Annotated in this window: 20 protein-coding genes; 10 read left to right on the top strand and 10 right to left on the bottom strand. The window is 73.1% G+C overall.

Annotated elements, in window-relative coordinates:
* Positions 1-290: 290 nt before the first annotated feature.
* Positions 291-560, top strand: a complete 270-nt coding sequence (locus ACIQUT_RS00890) for a helix-turn-helix domain-containing protein (protein WP_403557845.1) — start codon at positions 291-293, stop codon at positions 558-560.
* Between the two features lie 436 nt (positions 561-996).
* On the opposite strand, the gene ACIQUT_RS00885 is transcribed toward ACIQUT_RS00890, so the two are convergent.
* Entirely contained in the window at positions 997-1,506 is a 510-nt protein-coding gene (locus ACIQUT_RS00885; protein ID WP_403557844.1) for a hypothetical protein, read from the bottom strand.
* Positions 1,507-2,030: 524 nt separating this feature from the next.
* Here ACIQUT_RS00885 and ACIQUT_RS00880 point away from each other — a divergent pair.
* Together ACIQUT_RS00880 and ACIQUT_RS00875 are read left to right on the top strand one after the other, a co-directional pair.
* Positions 2,031-2,195, top strand: a complete 165-nt coding sequence (locus ACIQUT_RS00880; RefSeq protein ID WP_403557843.1) for a response regulator transcription factor — start codon at positions 2,031-2,033, stop codon at positions 2,193-2,195.
* A gap of 222 nt (positions 2,196-2,417) precedes the next feature.
* Complete coding sequence (locus ACIQUT_RS00875; RefSeq protein WP_403557841.1) at positions 2,418-2,570, top strand: LuxR C-terminal-related transcriptional regulator; 153 nt, start codon at positions 2,418-2,420, stop codon at positions 2,568-2,570.
* Between the two features lie 39 nt (positions 2,571-2,609).
* Here ACIQUT_RS00875 and ACIQUT_RS00870 read toward each other — a convergent pair whose 3' ends face one another.
* The 6 genes from ACIQUT_RS00870 to ACIQUT_RS00845 form a co-directional block, all read right to left on the bottom strand.
* Positions 2,610-2,834, bottom strand: a complete 225-nt coding sequence (locus tag ACIQUT_RS00870; RefSeq protein ID WP_403557839.1) for a hypothetical protein — start codon at positions 2,832-2,834, stop codon at positions 2,610-2,612.
* 21 nt (positions 2,835-2,855) lie between these two features.
* Positions 2,856-3,302, bottom strand: coding sequence for a hypothetical protein (locus tag ACIQUT_RS00865; protein WP_403557837.1), 447 nt, complete (start codon positions 3,300-3,302; stop codon positions 2,856-2,858).
* A 95-nt stretch (positions 3,303-3,397) separates the two neighbouring features.
* A complete protein-coding gene (msrB, locus tag ACIQUT_RS00860; protein WP_403557835.1) occupies positions 3,398-3,811 on the bottom strand; it encodes a peptide-methionine (R)-S-oxide reductase MsrB in 414 nt (137 codons plus the stop codon).
* A gap of 63 nt (positions 3,812-3,874) precedes the next feature.
* The gene (gene murC, locus ACIQUT_RS00855) at positions 3,875-5,275 is read right to left on the bottom strand and encodes a UDP-N-acetylmuramate--L-alanine ligase (RefSeq protein ID WP_403557834.1); all 1,401 of its coding nucleotides are present in this window, start codon (positions 5,273-5,275) and stop codon (positions 3,875-3,877) included.
* Between the two features lie 171 nt (positions 5,276-5,446).
* On the bottom strand, positions 5,447-5,914 hold the full coding sequence (locus ACIQUT_RS00850) for an indole-3-glycerol phosphate synthase (protein ID WP_403557832.1): 468 nt from the start codon (positions 5,912-5,914) through the stop codon (positions 5,447-5,449).
* A gap of 134 nt (positions 5,915-6,048) precedes the next feature.
* On the bottom strand, positions 6,049-6,927 hold the full coding sequence (locus tag ACIQUT_RS00845) for a pyrimidine reductase family protein (RefSeq protein ID WP_403557830.1): 879 nt from the start codon (positions 6,925-6,927) through the stop codon (positions 6,049-6,051).
* 36 nt (positions 6,928-6,963) lie between these two features.
* On the opposite strand from ACIQUT_RS00845, the gene zapE reads away from it, so the two are divergent.
* The 5 genes from zapE to ACIQUT_RS00820 all read left to right on the top strand — a co-directional run bounded on the left by zapE (position 6,964) and on the right by ACIQUT_RS00820 (position 11,900).
* Positions 6,964-8,073, top strand: a complete 1,110-nt coding sequence (gene zapE / locus ACIQUT_RS00840; RefSeq protein ID WP_403557828.1) for a cell division protein ZapE — start codon at positions 6,964-6,966, stop codon at positions 8,071-8,073.
* A 74-nt stretch (positions 8,074-8,147) separates the two neighbouring features.
* Entirely contained in the window at positions 8,148-8,573 is a 426-nt protein-coding gene (locus ACIQUT_RS00835) for an OsmC family protein (RefSeq protein WP_179177542.1), read from the top strand.
* A 241-nt stretch (positions 8,574-8,814) separates the two neighbouring features.
* Complete coding sequence (locus ACIQUT_RS00830; protein ID WP_403557826.1) at positions 8,815-9,345, top strand: hypothetical protein; 531 nt, start codon at positions 8,815-8,817, stop codon at positions 9,343-9,345.
* Between the two features lie 211 nt (positions 9,346-9,556).
* On the top strand, positions 9,557-10,906 hold the full coding sequence (locus tag ACIQUT_RS00825) for an alkaline phosphatase PhoX (RefSeq protein WP_403557824.1): 1,350 nt from the start codon (positions 9,557-9,559) through the stop codon (positions 10,904-10,906).
* An 88-nt stretch (positions 10,907-10,994) separates the two neighbouring features.
* Entirely contained in the window at positions 10,995-11,900 is a 906-nt protein-coding gene (locus tag ACIQUT_RS00820; RefSeq protein WP_403557822.1) for a polysaccharide deacetylase family protein, read from the top strand.
* 49 nt (positions 11,901-11,949) lie between these two features.
* Here the strand turns inward: ACIQUT_RS00820 and ACIQUT_RS00815 are convergent, their stop codons facing one another.
* The 3 genes from ACIQUT_RS00815 to ACIQUT_RS00805 are packed head-to-tail and all read right to left on the bottom strand — an operon-like array spanning position 11,950 to position 14,164.
* Positions 11,950-12,642: an ABC transporter gene (locus ACIQUT_RS00815; RefSeq protein WP_403557820.1), complete on the bottom strand. Its 693-nt coding sequence runs from the start codon at positions 12,640-12,642 to the stop codon at positions 11,950-11,952.
* Positions 12,639-13,490, bottom strand: a complete 852-nt coding sequence (locus ACIQUT_RS00810) for an ATP-binding cassette domain-containing protein (protein WP_403559240.1) — start codon at positions 13,488-13,490, stop codon at positions 12,639-12,641. Before ACIQUT_RS00810 ends, ACIQUT_RS00815 begins: the two co-directional genes overlap by 4 nt.
* Positions 13,487-14,164 carry an AIM24 family protein gene (locus tag ACIQUT_RS00805; RefSeq protein ID WP_403557818.1) on the bottom strand — a complete coding sequence of 226 codons (678 nt, stop codon included), beginning with the start codon at positions 14,162-14,164 and terminating at the stop codon, positions 13,487-13,489. Before ACIQUT_RS00805 ends, ACIQUT_RS00810 begins: the two co-directional genes overlap by 4 nt.
* A 71-nt stretch (positions 14,165-14,235) precedes the next feature.
* Here ACIQUT_RS00805 and ACIQUT_RS00800 point away from each other — a divergent pair, with 71 nt between their 5' ends.
* Together ACIQUT_RS00800 and ACIQUT_RS00795 are read left to right on the top strand one after the other, a co-directional pair.
* Entirely contained in the window at positions 14,236-14,994 is a 759-nt protein-coding gene (locus ACIQUT_RS00800; protein WP_403557817.1) for an aminoacyl-tRNA hydrolase, read from the top strand.
* 169 nt (positions 14,995-15,163) lie between these two features.
* Positions 15,164-15,619, top strand: a complete 456-nt coding sequence (locus ACIQUT_RS00795) for a hypothetical protein (RefSeq protein ID WP_403557815.1) — start codon at positions 15,164-15,166, stop codon at positions 15,617-15,619.
* The last annotated feature ends 77 nt before the right edge of the window (positions 15,620-15,696 follow it).

Below are 15,696 nucleotides of genomic sequence, written 5' to 3'. Positions count from 1 at the left end.
TTCGAAATGCGCTTGATAGATGCAAAGCGCATCTCGAGTTGGCATGCAACTGGAGGTTTCCTATCGGATGCCGAGATCGAGCAGCGGATCGGTACGCTAGTGCCGCGTGATCCGAAGTCTTGGCCTCAGGACACGCCTTGCTGAATGAGAAGTGACCGATGGGTTCCCGGTGTTAACCGTGGAACCCATTGGCATTTCTCTCAGCGCGGCATTGCTGAGATCCGCAGGGTGGGGGCCTGTCGCCTGAGCGGCAGGCGTTTCGCGAACGTGTTCGCGGCAGGGATGTTGCCGTGGGACGGGACAATGCCGCGGTCGCCAAGGAGTTACGGGTCAGTGTCCGGTCGGTGCAGCGTTGGCGGCGGGACTGGGAGGACCGGGGCACGCAGGGTCTGCGTTCACGTGGCCCGGTCTCGCGTCCGAAGCTGAACGACGCCCTCTTCGCCGTGCTGGAGAAGGACCTGGACCGGGGTCCGGCCGCCCACGGCCGGCCGGACCCTGTGGCTGGAAACTCTGGCAACTGCACGGAATTCGTCGTGAATTTTATGCGACCGGGAGGGTGAGGGCGAGTGGATTCAGAGGAATATTTCGCGAAGAGGGCGCGTATCGTCCGGAGTCTCCAGGAGTGCTGGGCGAGTGAGAGATCTGCGATTTCTGTCATGCGCCTCTTTGTGGTGACGATCGGCCCACGCGACGACATCGGCGAAGTTGCATTCGGACTCATCGGGTGTATGCATGACGCCTTTGAAATGTCGCTGCGGGACGCAAAGCGCCTGGCGCAATGGCATGCAGTCGGGGGAGACCTCTCGGACGAGGAGATGACGGAGCAGGTCGGTTCGCTCACCCTCCGTGAATTGCGATTCCACCATTTACCATTTGCCGGTGCCGTATCGCTACCCTTCGGTGATTGTCGAGGGGTAGCGGGCGAATATCCGAGGCCCCACCGGTTTTGCCTCCGGTGGGGCCTCTGACGTTTGTTTTTGGCTTGGCGGTCCGGCGTCAGGCAGGGGCGCGGCCGGGGCGGAGGGTCACGATGATCGGCCAGATGAGGCTGTACAGCAGGATCTTGGTGAGCGGGTTCAGCCAGGGGAGGAGGAGGGCGCCGCGCTCCGGGCCGCCGACGAGCCACACCATGCCGAGCAGCAGGGCGCAGCTGACCGCGTAGGCCAGGAGGAAGCGGAGCCAGGAGCGCCACTCCTGGCGGATGCGGGTCGCGCCGTACAGGACGGGCCGGGGCTGCTCGGCGGTGGCGCCGCCGAAGCGCCGGGCGAACCTGGCGTCGGCCCAGCGCAGGGTGTCGTGTCCGAAGGCCACGGTGAAGCCCAGGTAGGCGGCGGAGAGCCCGTGCCAGATGGATGCCTCGGCCCCGTCCCGGAGGCTGAGGACGGTGGCCGCCAGCAGTACGACGTCGATCAGGGGGACGCACAGCAGGAGCGCGCCGCCGAGGCCTCTCCAGCCCTTGGCGTAGCGGGCGGCGAGTCCGGCTGCCAGTAAGACCCAGAAGAGCACGTCGCAGGCAATGATCAGGTACAGGATGGCTCGTTCACCTCGTGGCATGTCGTGTGCCGCACAGCCCGGGCCCCGTGCCTCCCCCGGCAACGGCCAGTCTACGAGCGGGCCGTGGCCAACGCCTTCGCATTCCGTGACGAACCGCCGTTCTGCGCCGGCCTCTTGGTCGGGGCGGAGCGGCGGTTCCGCATTGCGCCTCCTTCCCCCGGGCCTGCCGACGCGGCTGCTCCTTCTTCCCTACCGGCCTTCCGCCGCAGCCGGGAGGGTGGGGGAGAACACCGGTTGGAGCCCAGAGTGAAGGTGTCGCAGCGAACGGCGGGGCGAGTCGGCACGGCACACCGGGGCAACTCGCGCTGACCGCCGAGCGGTTCGCGCCGTACCGGCCGCGTCCCGCGGCGACTGCACCCTGCCCCCGGAGCTCTTGGACCGGCTGCTGGAACGCTCGGCCCCCGACGGCAGGGCGGCCGCGGGCAGAACGACGGGCCCCCTGGGCCGCGGCCGGGCTGACCGAGCGCGAGCGCCGCGTGCTGCGGCTCGTCGCCGACGGTCATGAGACGAACGAGATCGCCAAGCAGCTGTGCTGCTCGCCGCGCACCGTGACGACCGTCGTGCACGACATCACCCAGAGGTTCCGGCTGCGCAACCGCGCCCACGCGGTCGCCCACGCCCTCCGGGTCGGGCTCCTGTGAGCGCCGTCGCGGAACTGGCCCGCGCCGCCGGGCCGGCGCACCCGTCGGCGGACCGGCTGGGCCTGCTGCGCCGGGCCGGAGACGGCCGCATGCCCTGCTGCCCGGCCCTGATCCGCCTTCTCGGCGCCGCCGCCCCGGCCCCTGCTCCCCGTACGGCGACGGCGGCGGCCGCGGACGCGCCGCGCCTCACGGTCCGCCAGACCGCGGTGCTCGCTCACCCTGATGGCGGAGGGCCACGGCAACGCCGTGATCGCCCGCGCCCTGTCCTGTTCGGAGCGCACCGCCAAGAACGTGATCTACGAGCTGATGGGTCGCCTCCAGGCCCGCAACCGCGCCCGCGCAGGGGCCCGCGTCCTCCACCGCAGCCTCATCTGACCGGGCGCGTTCGCTGCGTCACGAAGCTGCTGCGCGCCTTCAGCGGACCGGGGGGCAGTCGGCGCCGACCGCCGCGCAGCGGGCCTCGAAGTCCGGCGGCAGCCAACCGCCGGAAAGGAGCCTCGGATGGGCGGGGAACGCGACGTGCGCAGCCAGGGCGAACATCAGTGATGCCCACAGGGAGTGGAGCTGGATGGTGGAGTGCCCGCCGCCGTACACGTCCTGGTACGAGCACTGGAAGACCTCGGGGCCGACCAGGTCCACCGCGCGGAGTCCTGACCAGTACTAGTCCGAGAATCCCTGCGCCTGTCCGAAGTACGCACGCCGGTTCGTGACGGTCAGCTGTCCCGGACCGTCCGCCACCCAGCGGGGTTGCGCGTCCGCAGCGGCCCTGTTCCTGCGGGCGGCGTTCCCGAGCGCCGATCCGACCAGGCTGCCGATCACGAACGCCGGCTGCCCGAATGCCACCACGTTGCTGTGCCGGTATGTCCCGTCGCCCAGCGCCCGCCAGGTGAAGCGGGAGGCCGGCCCCACGGCGACAGACAGCTCCCCCGGCTCCAGCCGCGCCGCGGAAGGCACGGGTGGGCGCTCGGAAAGGCGCCCTTGGAGCAGGTCGTGCACTACGCGGGCGGTGTACAGCAGGTGGTCGTCCAGTGCTGTCCAGACGGGCGGAGCCGGGGGCCGTTGCTGCGCAATCGGCTTCACCGCATACGGGTTGTCCATGTCCTCCACCGCCCAGCCGCGCGAACCAGTGGACTCATCCCAGGGAGTACTGACCACCTTCGGATCGGCGTGTCACCGCGCTGCGACGACAGTTGGCGCAGGCGTCAGTCCTCGTTGGAGGTCGGGGCCAGGCGGAGGGAGATCGAGTTGATGCAGTAGCGCTGGTCCGTGGGGGTCGGGTAGCCCTCGCCCTCGAAGACGTGGCCCAGGTGGGAGCCGCAGCGGGCGCAGAGGACCTCGGTGCGGACCATGCCGTGCGAGGTGTCCGCGCGCAGTTCGACCGCGTCCGAGTCCTTCGGGTCGTAGAAGGACGGCCAGCCGCAGTGCGACGCGAACTTCTCGGTGGAGCGGAAGAGCTCGGCGCCGCAGCCGCGGCAGCTGTAGATGCCGGGCGTCTTGGTGTCGGTGTACTCGCCGCGGAACGCCGGCTCGGTGCCCGCCAGCCGCAGTACCTGGTACTCGGACGGCGTCAGCTCCGCCTGCCACTGCTCGTCCGTCTTCTCGACCTCGTACGCCATCGCTCTTCCGCTCCCTCTCCCTGTCCCTGTGTCCTTCGTGTCCGGTCCGGCCCCTCGGTCGGTTCAGCCGGACAGGCGGGCCAGGATCGCCGGACCGAGGTCCGTGACGTCTCCCGCGCCCATCGTCAGAACGAGATCACCCGGCTTCGCCATTCCCGCGATGACGTCGGCGACGGCGGCCTTGTCGTGCTCGGCGGTGACGTCGGCGCCCGCGGTGCGCGCGGCCGCGATGATGATCTCGCTGGTGACGCCCGGGATCGGGTCCTCGCGGGCCGGGTAGATGTCCAGGACCACGGCGGAGTCGGCGAGGGCGAGGGACTGGCCCATCTCCTTGCCCAGCTCCTGGGTGCGCGAGAACAGGTGCGGCTGGAAGACGACCAGGATCCGGGAGTCGCCGGCGGCGCCCCGGATGGCCTCCAGGTCGGCGGTCATCTCGGTGGGGTGGTGCGCGTAGGAGTCGATGACCTGTACGCCGGCGGCCTCGCCCTTGAGCTGGAGGCGGCGCTTGACGCCGGTGTACTTGCCGAGGGCGGAGGCCAGGTCGTCGGCGGGGATGCCGAGGGCCACGCCGGCGGCGAGGGCGGCGACGGCGTTGTGGGCGTAGTGGCGGCCGGGCACGGAGACGGTGAAGACGATCTCGCGGCCGTCGATCAGGACGGAGACCTCGCTGGTCAGGCCGCGCGGGGTGACCTTCAGGATCCGGACGTCGGCGCCCTCGTCCTCACCGTACGTGGTGACCGTCAGCCCGGGGTTGCCGCCGACGCGGGCGGCGATCTCGGCCGCGCCGGCCTGGTCGTGGGCGACGACCAGGGTGCCGCCGGGCACGATCTTGCCGACGAAGGTCTCGAAGGATTCGTAGATCTCGTCCATCGACGCGTAGTTCGCGTGGTGGTCGAGCTCCGCGTTCAGGATGATCGCGACCTGCGGGGTGTACTTGTGGAAGCTGCGGTCGCTCTCGTCCGCCTCGGCCACGAAGATGTCGCCGGTGCCGTGGTGGGCGTTGGAGCCCGGGGCGTCGAGGTCGCCGCCGATGGCGTACGAGGGGTCGAGGCCGAGCGCCGACAGGGACACCGCCAGCATCGAGGTGGTGGTGGTCTTGCCGTGGGTGCCGGCGACGGCGATCGGCCGGAGGCCGTCCATCAGGGCGGCGAGGGCGTCGGAGCGGTGCACGACGGGGATGCCGAGCTCGGCGGCGCGGGCCAGCTCGGGGTTGTCGGCGCGGATGGCGCTGGAGACGACGACGCAGGTGGCGTCGTCGGCGAGGTGGCCGGCGGCGTGCCCGATGTGGACCGTGGCGCCGTGGGCGCGCAGCGCCTGGGCGGTGTCGGAGTCGCGGGCGTCGCTGCCGGCAACCCGGGCGCCGCGCTGGGCGAGGATCTTCGCGATGCCGGACATCCCGGCGCCGCCGATGCCGATGAAGTGCGGGCGTTCCATGGCGTTCGGCAGGCCGGGCGGCGGCGTCATATCGGGGCTCCCCAAGGTGCGGGTCGGGCGGTACGGGCGGTACCGGCAGTACGGGCTGTACCGCCTGTACGGGCGGTACGGGCTGTACGTCGGCGGTGTGCCGAGCGGTCCGCCGGACGGCCCGCGGTGCGGGCCGGCCCGACGGGCTCGACGCGTGTGTCGGACGCCAGCCTATTCGTTGTGGGCGAAGAGCTTGAGCACGGGAACCCCGACCTTGTGGCGGGCGCGGGAGGCCCAGTCCCGGTGGAAGAACTCCTCGACGAAGTGCGGGGCGGTCAGAACGATCACCTCGTCGGCCCTGGATCCCTCGACGACCTCCCGTAGTTTGTCGAGCGGGTGGTCCTGGACGATCTCCCCGACCGCCTGGGCGCCCTGTCTCCGCAAGATCTCCAGGGAGTGGGCGAGGGCCTGCTCGGCGGGGCCGAGCGCGGCGTCGCCCTCGGGGATGTCGGCCTCGTGGAGTGCCTCGGGCAGCTCTCCGAGGGCGACGTCGTCGATGGCGCGCAGCAGCCGGTCCTGGTCGCCCCTGGGCTGCATGAGCACGATGAAGGAGACCGGGTCGTCCCCGTGCAGGGTGGTGACGAAGTCCGCGTCGACGGCGGTCAGCGGCTGCTCGATCATCAAAACGCTCGTGAACACGGACGCCCTCTCCTCCATGGGCCGCGACCGGGCGGCCGCGCCCTGCGGAAACCATCCTGCCCCGCTCTCGCACGGGGCGTGCGCAGATATATGTGCCCAGCGGAAGCCAAGCGGAACGAGGAATTCCGCTTTTGTCAGATCCGACGGTAGCGCGTGAAGAGGAACCCGGCCTCCTCCAGCACGGAGGCCGGCGCGAGCCGGTGCGGCACGGCCACCCCGGGCCCTCCGGCGATGCGCTGGGCGTCACCCGCCGTGAGCATCGGGGAGATCGTCAGGCACAGCTCGTCGAGCACGTCGGCGGCCACGAACTGGCCCAGCAGCCGGGGCCCGCCTTCGGTGAGCTGGCGGCGCAGCCCGCGGTCCGCGAGCTCCCGCACCACGCGGGCCGGGTCCACGGCCGCCCCGTCCCCGGCCACGACGATCTCCGCCCCGGCCCTGGCCGCCTCGGCCACCTTGCCGGCCGGGGCGCCGGCGCCGGTGACCAGCAGGGTCGGCACCAGCGGGGAGGTGAACAGGGGCAGCGAGTAGTGCAGGTCCGCCCCCGACGTGACCACCGCGATGGCGGGCGCGGGCCCCTGCCCGGCGGCCGCGCGGCGGGCCGCGAAGGCCTCCCGCGCCCGGGCCGGGCGGTAGCCCTCCTGGCGAACCGTTTCCGCGCCGGCGATCACCACGTCGGCCAGCGCCCGCAGGGTGCCGAAGATCCGCATGTCGGTGTCGCTGGAGATCGGCTGCGAGCGGCCCTCGTGCTGGGCGGCGCCGTCCAGGGTCGACACCATGTTCGCCCGCAGCCAGTGGCCGTCCGGCCCGGTGTCGGGGTACGCGTAGGCCTCCGCCAGCTCGTCCAGCGACCACTCGCGGTCTTCGAAGTCCGCGGGGCGGGCGTCCTCGGAGCCGGCGTCCGGGCGGGCGGCGGGGCGGGCGGCGGGGCGGCTGTCCGCGTCCGCGGCGCGATCCCCCGAGCCGGGGCCTGCGGGGCGGGATGTCTGATCGGTCACAGGGAACAGGCGTCGCATCGGTGCAGTGTGCCACGCCGCGTACAGTGAGGAGCTGTGCCAACATCACTCTCCGCTTCCGGTTCCACCCACGGGCGATCCCTGATAGCCGACGCGGGCCCGCAGTCCCTGTGCGCCCGCGAGCCCCGGGTGCCCGCCGAGCGGCTGGTGGCCGAGATGGTGCCGCCGCCGCGTTTCGACTCGGTGCGCTTCGACACCTACGTGCCGGACCCCACCCAGCCGAGCCAGGCCGAGGCGGTCACCACCCTCAGCGGCTTCGCCGCCGGGCTGGGCGGCGCGCACGCCACCGGCTCCGGCAAGCGGCGCTGGTTCTCCCGCACCCCGAAGGCCGCCGCCCCCGCCGCCCCGCGCGGCGTGTACCTCGACGGCGGCTACGGCGTCGGCAAGACCCACCTGCTGGCCTCCCTCTGGCACGCCACCCCGGCCGAGCCCGCGCTGAAGGCCTTCGGCACCTTCGTGGAGCTGACCAACCTGGTCGGCGCCCTCGGCTTCCAGCAGACCGTGAACACCCTCGGCGGACACCGGCTGCTGTGCATCGACGAGTTCGAGCTGGACGACCCGGGCGACACCGTGCTCGTCTCCTCCCTGCTCAGCCGGCTCGTCGAGCGGGGCGTGGCGCTGGCCGCCACCTCCAACACGCTGCCCGGCAAGCTCGGCGAGGGCCGCTTCGCGGCCGTGGACTTCCTGCGCGAGATCCAGGGGCTCTCGGCGCACTTCCGGCCGCTGCGCATCGACGGCCAGGACTACCGCCACCGCGGGCTGCCGGAGGCCCCGGCGCCGTTCTCGGACGAGCAGGTGGCGAAGGCCGCGTACGCCACCGAGGGCGCGAGCCTCGACGACTTCCCCGGGCTCCTCGACCACCTGGCCAAGGTGCACCCCAGCCGGTACGGCGCCCTCACCGACGGCATCAGCGCGGTCTGCCTCACCGACGTGGTCCCCGTGCCGGACCAGTCGACCGCCCTGCGGCTCGTCGTCCTCGCGGACCGGCTGTACGACCGCGAGATACCGGTGCTCGCCTCGGGTGCCCCGTTCGACAGGCTGTTCAGTGACGACATGCTGAACGGCGGCTACCGCAAGAAGTACTTCCGCGCCATATCCCGACTCACGGCGCTGGCGCGTGACGCGAAACCCCTGGTGTCCCAGTAGGTTTGGGGGCGCCGGGCCGCTTTTTCGGGCGGACCGGCCTTTCCCCACTTTCCTGCGAAGGGACATCAGCGAACATGGCCACCACCCGTCACGCACACACCGTCTGGGAAGGCAACCTGCTGGAGGGCAAGGGTGTCGTCACCCTCGACTCCTCGGGTATCGGGTCGTACGACGTCTCCTGGCCGTCCCGCGCGGAGGCGGCGAACGGCAAGACCAGCCCGGAAGAGCTGATCGCGGCCGCGCACTCCAGCTGCTTCTCGATGGCCCTGTCCCACGGCCTGGCCGGCAAGGGCACGCCGCCCACCCGCCTGGAGACGAAGGCGGACGTCACCTTCCAGCCGGGCGAGGGCATTACCGGCATCCACCTGACGGTGGAGGGCGAGGTCCCCGGGCTGGACGAGGCGGGCTTCCAGGCCGCGGCCGAGGACGCCAAGAAGAACTGCCCGGTGAGCCAGGCCCTGACGGGCACGACCATCACCCTGAGCGCGAAGCTCGCCTGACGCCCCGACGGGCCCCGGGCCCGCCCGGGCCCGAAGCCCCGGGACACCGGACGCCCCGTCTGCCTGCCCTCTGTGACGGGCAGACGGGGCGTCCGGCCGCAAGGGGCCGCCACGCGTCCGCCAGGGCCAAGCGGGTCATCCGGCGCATTCCCCGGTGACGGCACCGTCGGCTCCCTCGTTCTGTCCGGTGGCTGGATCTGACAGCCACGGGAAACGAGCAGAAGTACGAAGGGACGCCCCCGTGAAGGCACGCCGCTTCTTCGCCACGGTCACCGCATCGGCGATCGCGCTGGTCCTCGGTGCAGGAACCGCGCAGGCCCAGGACACTCCGCTGCTGTCCGTGGTCGACAACCTGCTGCCGAACATCAACCCCTCGGTCACGCTCGCCTGCTTCCCGTCCGGGCAGGTCGGCCAGGGCAACACCTTCAACGGCACGCAGTCGTCCAGCTGCAACCAGTCGGCGACGGCGACGTCACAGGGCGACGGAGGCGGCGGAAGCGACGGCGCCGCCGCGATCTCCGGGTACGAAGTGGTGTCCCAGACGAACCTGCTCGTCGACGCCGGTAGCCCCGCACAGACCATCGTGCCGTGCCCGGCCGGCAAGAAGGTGCTGGGCGGCGGCTTCTTCGGCAACACCGGAGACATTCAGATCGTCCGGTCGTTCCCCCAGGCCCCCGACAACACGGCGTGGGTCGTGTTCGTGATCAACAACGGTCAGGTCACCGGCTCGTACGACGCCTACGCCATCTGCGCCGACGCCGAGGAAGCGTGAGCGACCGACGTCGAACCGACCCGTGCGGCCGCGCCCCCTCGGTGGACCCGCCCGGTTGAGCCCTGCGGCCCGTACGACGGCAGCTCTGCGTGCGGCGGGCCAGCTGGAGGCCGCCGGCGGGGTGAAGGAGCGGGCGGGGCACGGGGTACGGGCGGGGCGGGCGTGGTACCACGGGCCGGTCAACCGCCCGACCTCGCCCCGGGGAACCGCCATGTCCCTCTCCCGCCGCAGTCTGCTCGCCGCCGGCATCACCCTCGCCGGGAGCCTCGGCGCGCTCCACGCCGCCGACCCGCGTGCCGCCGCCCGGGCCCGGGCCGGGTACGGCCCCCTCCTGCCCGACCCGGACGGGCTGCTCGACCTGCCCGCCGGGTTCACGTACCGCGTCCTGTCCCGGGCCGGGGACCCGCTGCGCTCCGGCGAGGGCACCGTACCCGCCAACTGCGACGGCATGGCCGCCTTCGCGGCCGGCTCAGGCGGAGGGGTCCGGCTCGTCCGCAACCACGAGAACCGGACCACGGCGTCGTTGCACGTCCCGGCCGTCGACGGCCTGACCTACGACCCCGCCGCCCTCGGCGGCTGCACCCTCCTCGGCCTCGACCCGGCCGGCGCCGTCACCGCCGAGCGCGTCGCCCTCGCCGGCACCGCCGTCAACTGCGCGGGCGGCCGCACCCCCTGGAACACCTGGCTGAGCTGCGAGGAGACCGAGGACCGGGCCGGCACCTCCGGCTACACCCGGGACCACGGCTTCGTGTTCGAGGTCGACCCCGCCGACCCGCACCGCTCCGGCGCCGTCCCGCTGACCGCGCTCGGCCGCTTCGCGCACGAGGCCGTCGCCGTGGACCCGTACCGCGGCACCGTGTACGAGACGGAGGACGCCTTCGTCGAGCCGTTCGGGCTCTTCTTCCGCTTCCTGCCCGCGCGGCCGCTCGGCGGCCCCGGCTCCCTGCGGGCCGGCGGGCAGCTCCAGGCGCTGCGCGTGCCGGGGGTGCCGGACCTGTCCGTGGTCACCGAGCCCGGCGCCGAGTTCCCGGCCGAGTGGGTGCCCGTACCCGACCCGTCGGCGGCCGGCACCCCGATCCGGTTCCAGGACTTCGGGCCGGGCGGCATCACCCACGCCCAGAAGCTGGAGGGCTGCTACTGGGGCGGCAACGGCGGCGTCCACTTCGTCTCCAGCTACGCCCGCAGCACCGAGGGGGCCGCGGCCGACCACCACGGCCAGGTGTGGTTCCACGACCCGGCGCGGGGCACGGTCCGGCTGGACGTGGTCTTCGGGCCGGCCGCCGACGTCCGGTTGCCGGGCGACTCCCCCGACAACATCTGTCTGGCCCCCGACGGCGGCCTGATGGTGTGCGAGGACGGCGGCGGCGCCCAGTACGTCTTCGGGGTCACGCCGGGCGGCGAGGTCTACCCGGTGGCCCGCAACGCCGACGACATCGGCCGGCCCGGGGCCCCGGAGTTCGGCGAGTTCGCCGGGGTGACCTTCTCCCCGGACGGCCGCACCATGTACGTCAACGCGTACACCCCCGGCACCACCTTCGCCGTGACCGGCCCCTGGCACTGATCCGGTCCGGCACGCCGGACGGGGGATCGGCCTGCCCACACCCGCGCCGCGAACATCCGTCAATCAGATCGTCATATATTTTGCCTGCGTGACCCTTTCTGTGCGCAATGCGGTGGCCACGGCCGCCCTCGGTGCCGCGCTCTGCACCGCCCTCGCCGGATGCGGAGGCGGCAGCGCCCCCGCCTCCGGCCAGGGCGGGCAGGCCCGTCTGGGCACCCCCGCCGCCCCCGCGCCGGCGGCCTCCTCCCCCCACACCCCCCAGTCCGCCCCGCCCGCCGCCCCCGGCCCCGGCAAGGTCCCGACCCTGCCCCTCGGCCCGAACGGCCTCACCCCGGTCTTCGAACGGGCGAAGCAGCAGACCGAGAAGACCGTCGCCCTGACCTTCGACGCCGACATGACCTCCGACCAGGGGCCGCGCGCCGCCGGCGGGGAGCACTTCGACAACCCCCAGCTCATCTCCACGCTGCGGTCCCTGAAAGTGCCGTCCACGATCTTCATGACGGGCCGCTGGGCCGAGGAGTACCCCGACCAGGTGAAGGCGATCGGCACCGACCCGACCTTCGAGATCGCGAACCACTCCTACAGCCACCACGCCTTCAAGTCCCCCTGCTACGGGCTCCCCGCGCTCGACGCCGCGGCCGCCCGGGCCGACGTGGACCGGGCCTTCGCCGCCTTCCGCACGGCCGGCGCCGTCAACACCGTCCCCTACTTCCGCTTCCCCGGCGGCTGCTACGACGACCAGGCACTGCGGGCCCTGTCCACGGCCAAGGTCACGGCGGTCCAGTGGGACGTGGTCAGCGGGGACGCCTTCGCCAAGGACCCGAACGCGGTGGCCCAGCAGGTGATCGCCGGAGTGAAGCCGGGCTCGGTGGTGGTCATGCACTGCACGCGCAGCGCCGCCCCGGTCACCGAGGAGGCCATCCGCAAGATCGTCCCGGAGCTCCGCAACCGCGGCTACCGGTTCGTGAAGGTGTCCGAGCTCATCGGAAAGTAGCCGCGGCTGCGATGGCGGCCCGGCCCGGCCCGCGTACAGGCGCGGCAGCTCAGCCGCGCCGCCGCGCCACCAGGCAGGCCACCGCCCCTGCCCCCCAGGCCAGGGCCAGGGCCGCCGCGGTGGCCGCCGCCAGCCCGGCGGTGGCCACCGTGCCCGTACGGGACCCCGCGACCAGGGCCGTCACCGCGCCGCGGGCCGGGGAACCGGACAGGCCCAGGGCGGCCAGGGAACCGAGGCCGCCGGCCAGGACCGCGAAGCCCGTCGGGCGCACCAGCGGCCGGCTGCCCAGCGCCCCGACCGCCGTGCCGGCCAGCGCGCAGGCCGGCACCGCCAGGGCCGCCGCGCCCGCGGCCGTCCCGGCGGGCACCCCGGCGCGCCCGCCCACCAGCAGCACCACCGCGGCGGCCACCGCCCCGGCGAGCAGCGCCCCGCCGAGGGCGGTCAGCAGGGCCGCCGCGTGCACGCGTACGGGGCCCGCCGCGGCGGCGGCGCAATCACGCGCGGCGGCGGGCTCGTTGGTGACGCAGACCCGGACCAACCAGGCGGCGACCGGCACCAGCCCGGCCGCCGCCCAGCCCAGCGAGTCGAGCACCGGCTCCCCGGGCCGGATCCCGGCGGCCAGAAAGGCGGCGTAGAGCAGCAGCGGCCCGATCCACCGCTGCGAGCGCAGCAACAGCGCACTCTGATAGCGGACCAACCCGGCAAGCGCGGCAAGCCCGGGGAAGCCGGTCACGGCGGTCACTGCACTTCCTCCACGCCTCGGATGTGCCAGGGCGGCGTCGCCGTGAGCAGGGCGCGCAGCACGGCATCGGACCGGGCGGCGGGCACCGTGACCAGCAGACCGCCGTCGGGGGCGACCGAGGCGGCGTCCAGCCCGGCCGGCAGCACGGCACCGGCCGCCCCGGCCGCACCGGCCGCCCCGGCCGCCCGGATCCGCACCCAGGGCCCCGTATCCGCCGGCAGGGCGCCCTCCCCCACCGGGACGGGAACGAGGCCGGTCCCCTCCACCCGGTGCCGGGCGTCGGGCGCGCCCGCGAGCCGCGCCGGATCGTGGTCGACGAAGACCACCGCCCCGCCGGCGGCCGTCCGCTCGGCGACGGCCCGGTCGAGCTCCACGCGGGCCGGCGCGTCGAGGCCGGTCCAGGCCTCGTCGAGGACGAGCAGGCCGGGCTCGGCGAGCAGGGCCTGGGCGACGGCGACCTTCTGGCTGCTGCCCTTGGACAGTTCGGCGAGCGGGGTGCGGGCGTGCGCACCGGCCCCGAACCGCTCCAGCCAGTACGCGGCCCGGCGCGCCGCCTCGGCCCGCGGCAGCCCGTGCACCCGACCCATGTGCGCGAGGTAGGACGCCGCGGTGAGCGGCAGGACCGCCGGAAAGCGTTCGGGTACGAAGCCGGTACGCCGCGGGCGGCCGGTGACCCGGCCCTCGGTCGGGGCGTCGATGCCGGCGATGATCCGCATCAGGGTCGACTTGCCGCCGCCGTTGCGGCCTTCGATGCGTACCAGCGTCCCCGGCGCGAGCTCCAGGGAGACGCCTCGCAGCACCCAGGGCCGCCGGGGCCCGTGGCGGCGGCCGACGCCGGTCAGCTTCAGTGGGCGGCCGCCGTGACCTCGGTGACCTCGCTGGGCCGGACGATGACGAAGCCGTCGCCGGACAGCTTCAGCTGGACGGCCTCGCCGGAGCCGCCGCGCAGCATGGAGCCGACCGACTGGGAGCGGTGCAGGCCCGTCTCCAGCCGCGCACTCCACCCGACCACCGCGTCCGTGTCCACGTACACCGGGGACTGCGCGGTGACGGGTATGACGATCGGATTGCCGTCGCAGACCACGGCGAGCTTGCCGGTGCCGGTGAAGACGCTGTTGAAGAGGCCGCCGCCGGTCATGCCGGAGCCCTTCATCATCTTGATCTCGTAGGCGAGGGTGGAGTCGAAGCAGAGCACGTTGCGCCCGTTGACGGTCAGGGCGTCGCCCGGCTCGAAGTCGACGATGAAGCAGTGGCCGGCCTGGTGGGCGAACCAGGCCTCGCCCTGGCCGCGTACGGTCATCAGCGGCAGGCCCTCGCCGGTGACGGCGCGCTTGAGCATGCCGCCTATGCCCTGGCCCTTGCGCTCGAACTGGAGGTTGCCGCGGAAGGCGACCATCGAACCCTGCCGGGCGAGCATCTCTCCGTTCACGGCGTACTTCACCGACTTGGCGTTCTGCAGGGACATGCCGGGAGCGGCGGCGGGCTGGACGAGGTGCCCGGACGAGAAAAGGTCGCTCTTCATGGGCCTGATCCTCGCCCGGCCGGCACCCCCGCGGCATCATCCTGGAGGCGGAGCCTGGCATCCTTGGCAGGATGAGCAGCCAGGACGCGCACCACACTTCAGACGTACCCGCCGTGGGGGCCGACAGCCCCTTCCGGCAGGAGCACGCCGCCCGCGACGACGCCCCGCAGTTCGTGCTGCCCCTGGTCGTACGGATCGAGAAGGCCGAACCGCCCGCCCGTACGGACGCGTTGGAGACGGCCGCGCGTGCGGTGCTGGTCCTGCTGTCGGACGAGCGGGCGCACGGCGAGGGCGAGTGGGCTCAGGCGGTGCGCGACTGGCAGGACGCGCGGATCCGCAAGGTGGTGCGGCGGGCGCGCGGCGCGGAGTGGCGCAAGGCCGGCACCCTCCCCGGGATCACGGTGCACGGCGCCTCGGCAGAGGTACGCGTCTTCCCGCCGATCCCCCTGGACGGCTGGCCCAAGGAACTGGCCAAGCTCCAGGTGTCGGGCACGGACCTCGACGACCCGGAGCCGACCTCCCCGCCCACCCCGGACACCCCGGTCCTCTGGCTCAACCCGGACCTGGACATGTCCGCCGGCAAGGCCATGGCCCAGGCCGGCCACGCGGCCCAACTGGCCTGGTGGGAACTGCCCCCCGCGGAACGCACGGCCTGGCAGCAGTCGGACTTCCCCCTCCAGGTCCGCACAGCGGACCGCGCCACCTGGCCGACCCTGACCACCACCGGCCTCCCGGTCGTCCGCGACGCAGGCTTCACGGAAATCGCCCCGGGCAGCGCCACGGTCATCGCCGACCACCCGTCCCTCCGGGCCCGCCTGTCGTCCCGCTGACGGGCGCGAGGGGGCGCTTCGTCTGTACGGGCCCTACCGGCTGAGGGCGCCGATAGCCGCGACGATCATTGGCAGGGAGCACCGGGATGTACTCAAGGCCTATCTCGATGTCCAGGGCGACCCTGCGGGGGACCTGACGATCGGCTGGCCGGTTCCGGCCGGGGCCACGATGTCCTGGACGGAGAACGGCGTAAGCGCCGGGAACACCAACAACATCGGGTCCGTGAAGCTGGGCCGGAACGACGCGGCCGCGACGTCCGGGGTGGGCATCATCGCCGCTGGCTCGTCGGTGTGTCCGGTGGGCCGCCTGACCGCGGGCGGTACGGCCGGGACGCTGCAGCTGCGGTGGGCGCAGACGGCATCGAGCGCCACCCCCACGATCATCAAGACGGGCAGCTGGCTCCGGCTGACGCGGATCGTCTGGCCCTTCGCCCCCTCTCCGGCCTGCGGGCCGCGGGAGGGGGCGATTTCGTGCGTCGCGAGTCAGCGCTGTCGGCAGCCGTGCTTCGCCTGCGGCGAGCCGATCGGGCCCGGCGCCGTATACCGCGGGGTCGTCATCGGCCACGACGGCGGCCTCGTCTTGGACGCCGACGTCTGGGCGTGTGGGCCGCAGGCCGGCCGGTGACCGCGGTCCGGATCTGCGCCCGCTGCCAGCGGCCGATCATCACCACCACCTACGAGACGATCTTCGTGGACTCGGCG

Origin of the sequence: Streptomyces sp. NPDC090445, from assembly GCF_044769385.1 — a bacterium.
In the GTDB taxonomy this organism is placed as follows: Bacteria; Actinomycetota; Actinomycetes; order Streptomycetales; family Streptomycetaceae; genus Streptomyces.
Note: the sequence above shows the minus strand (reverse complement) of the source record. Positions and strands in the feature narration are given on the sequence as shown.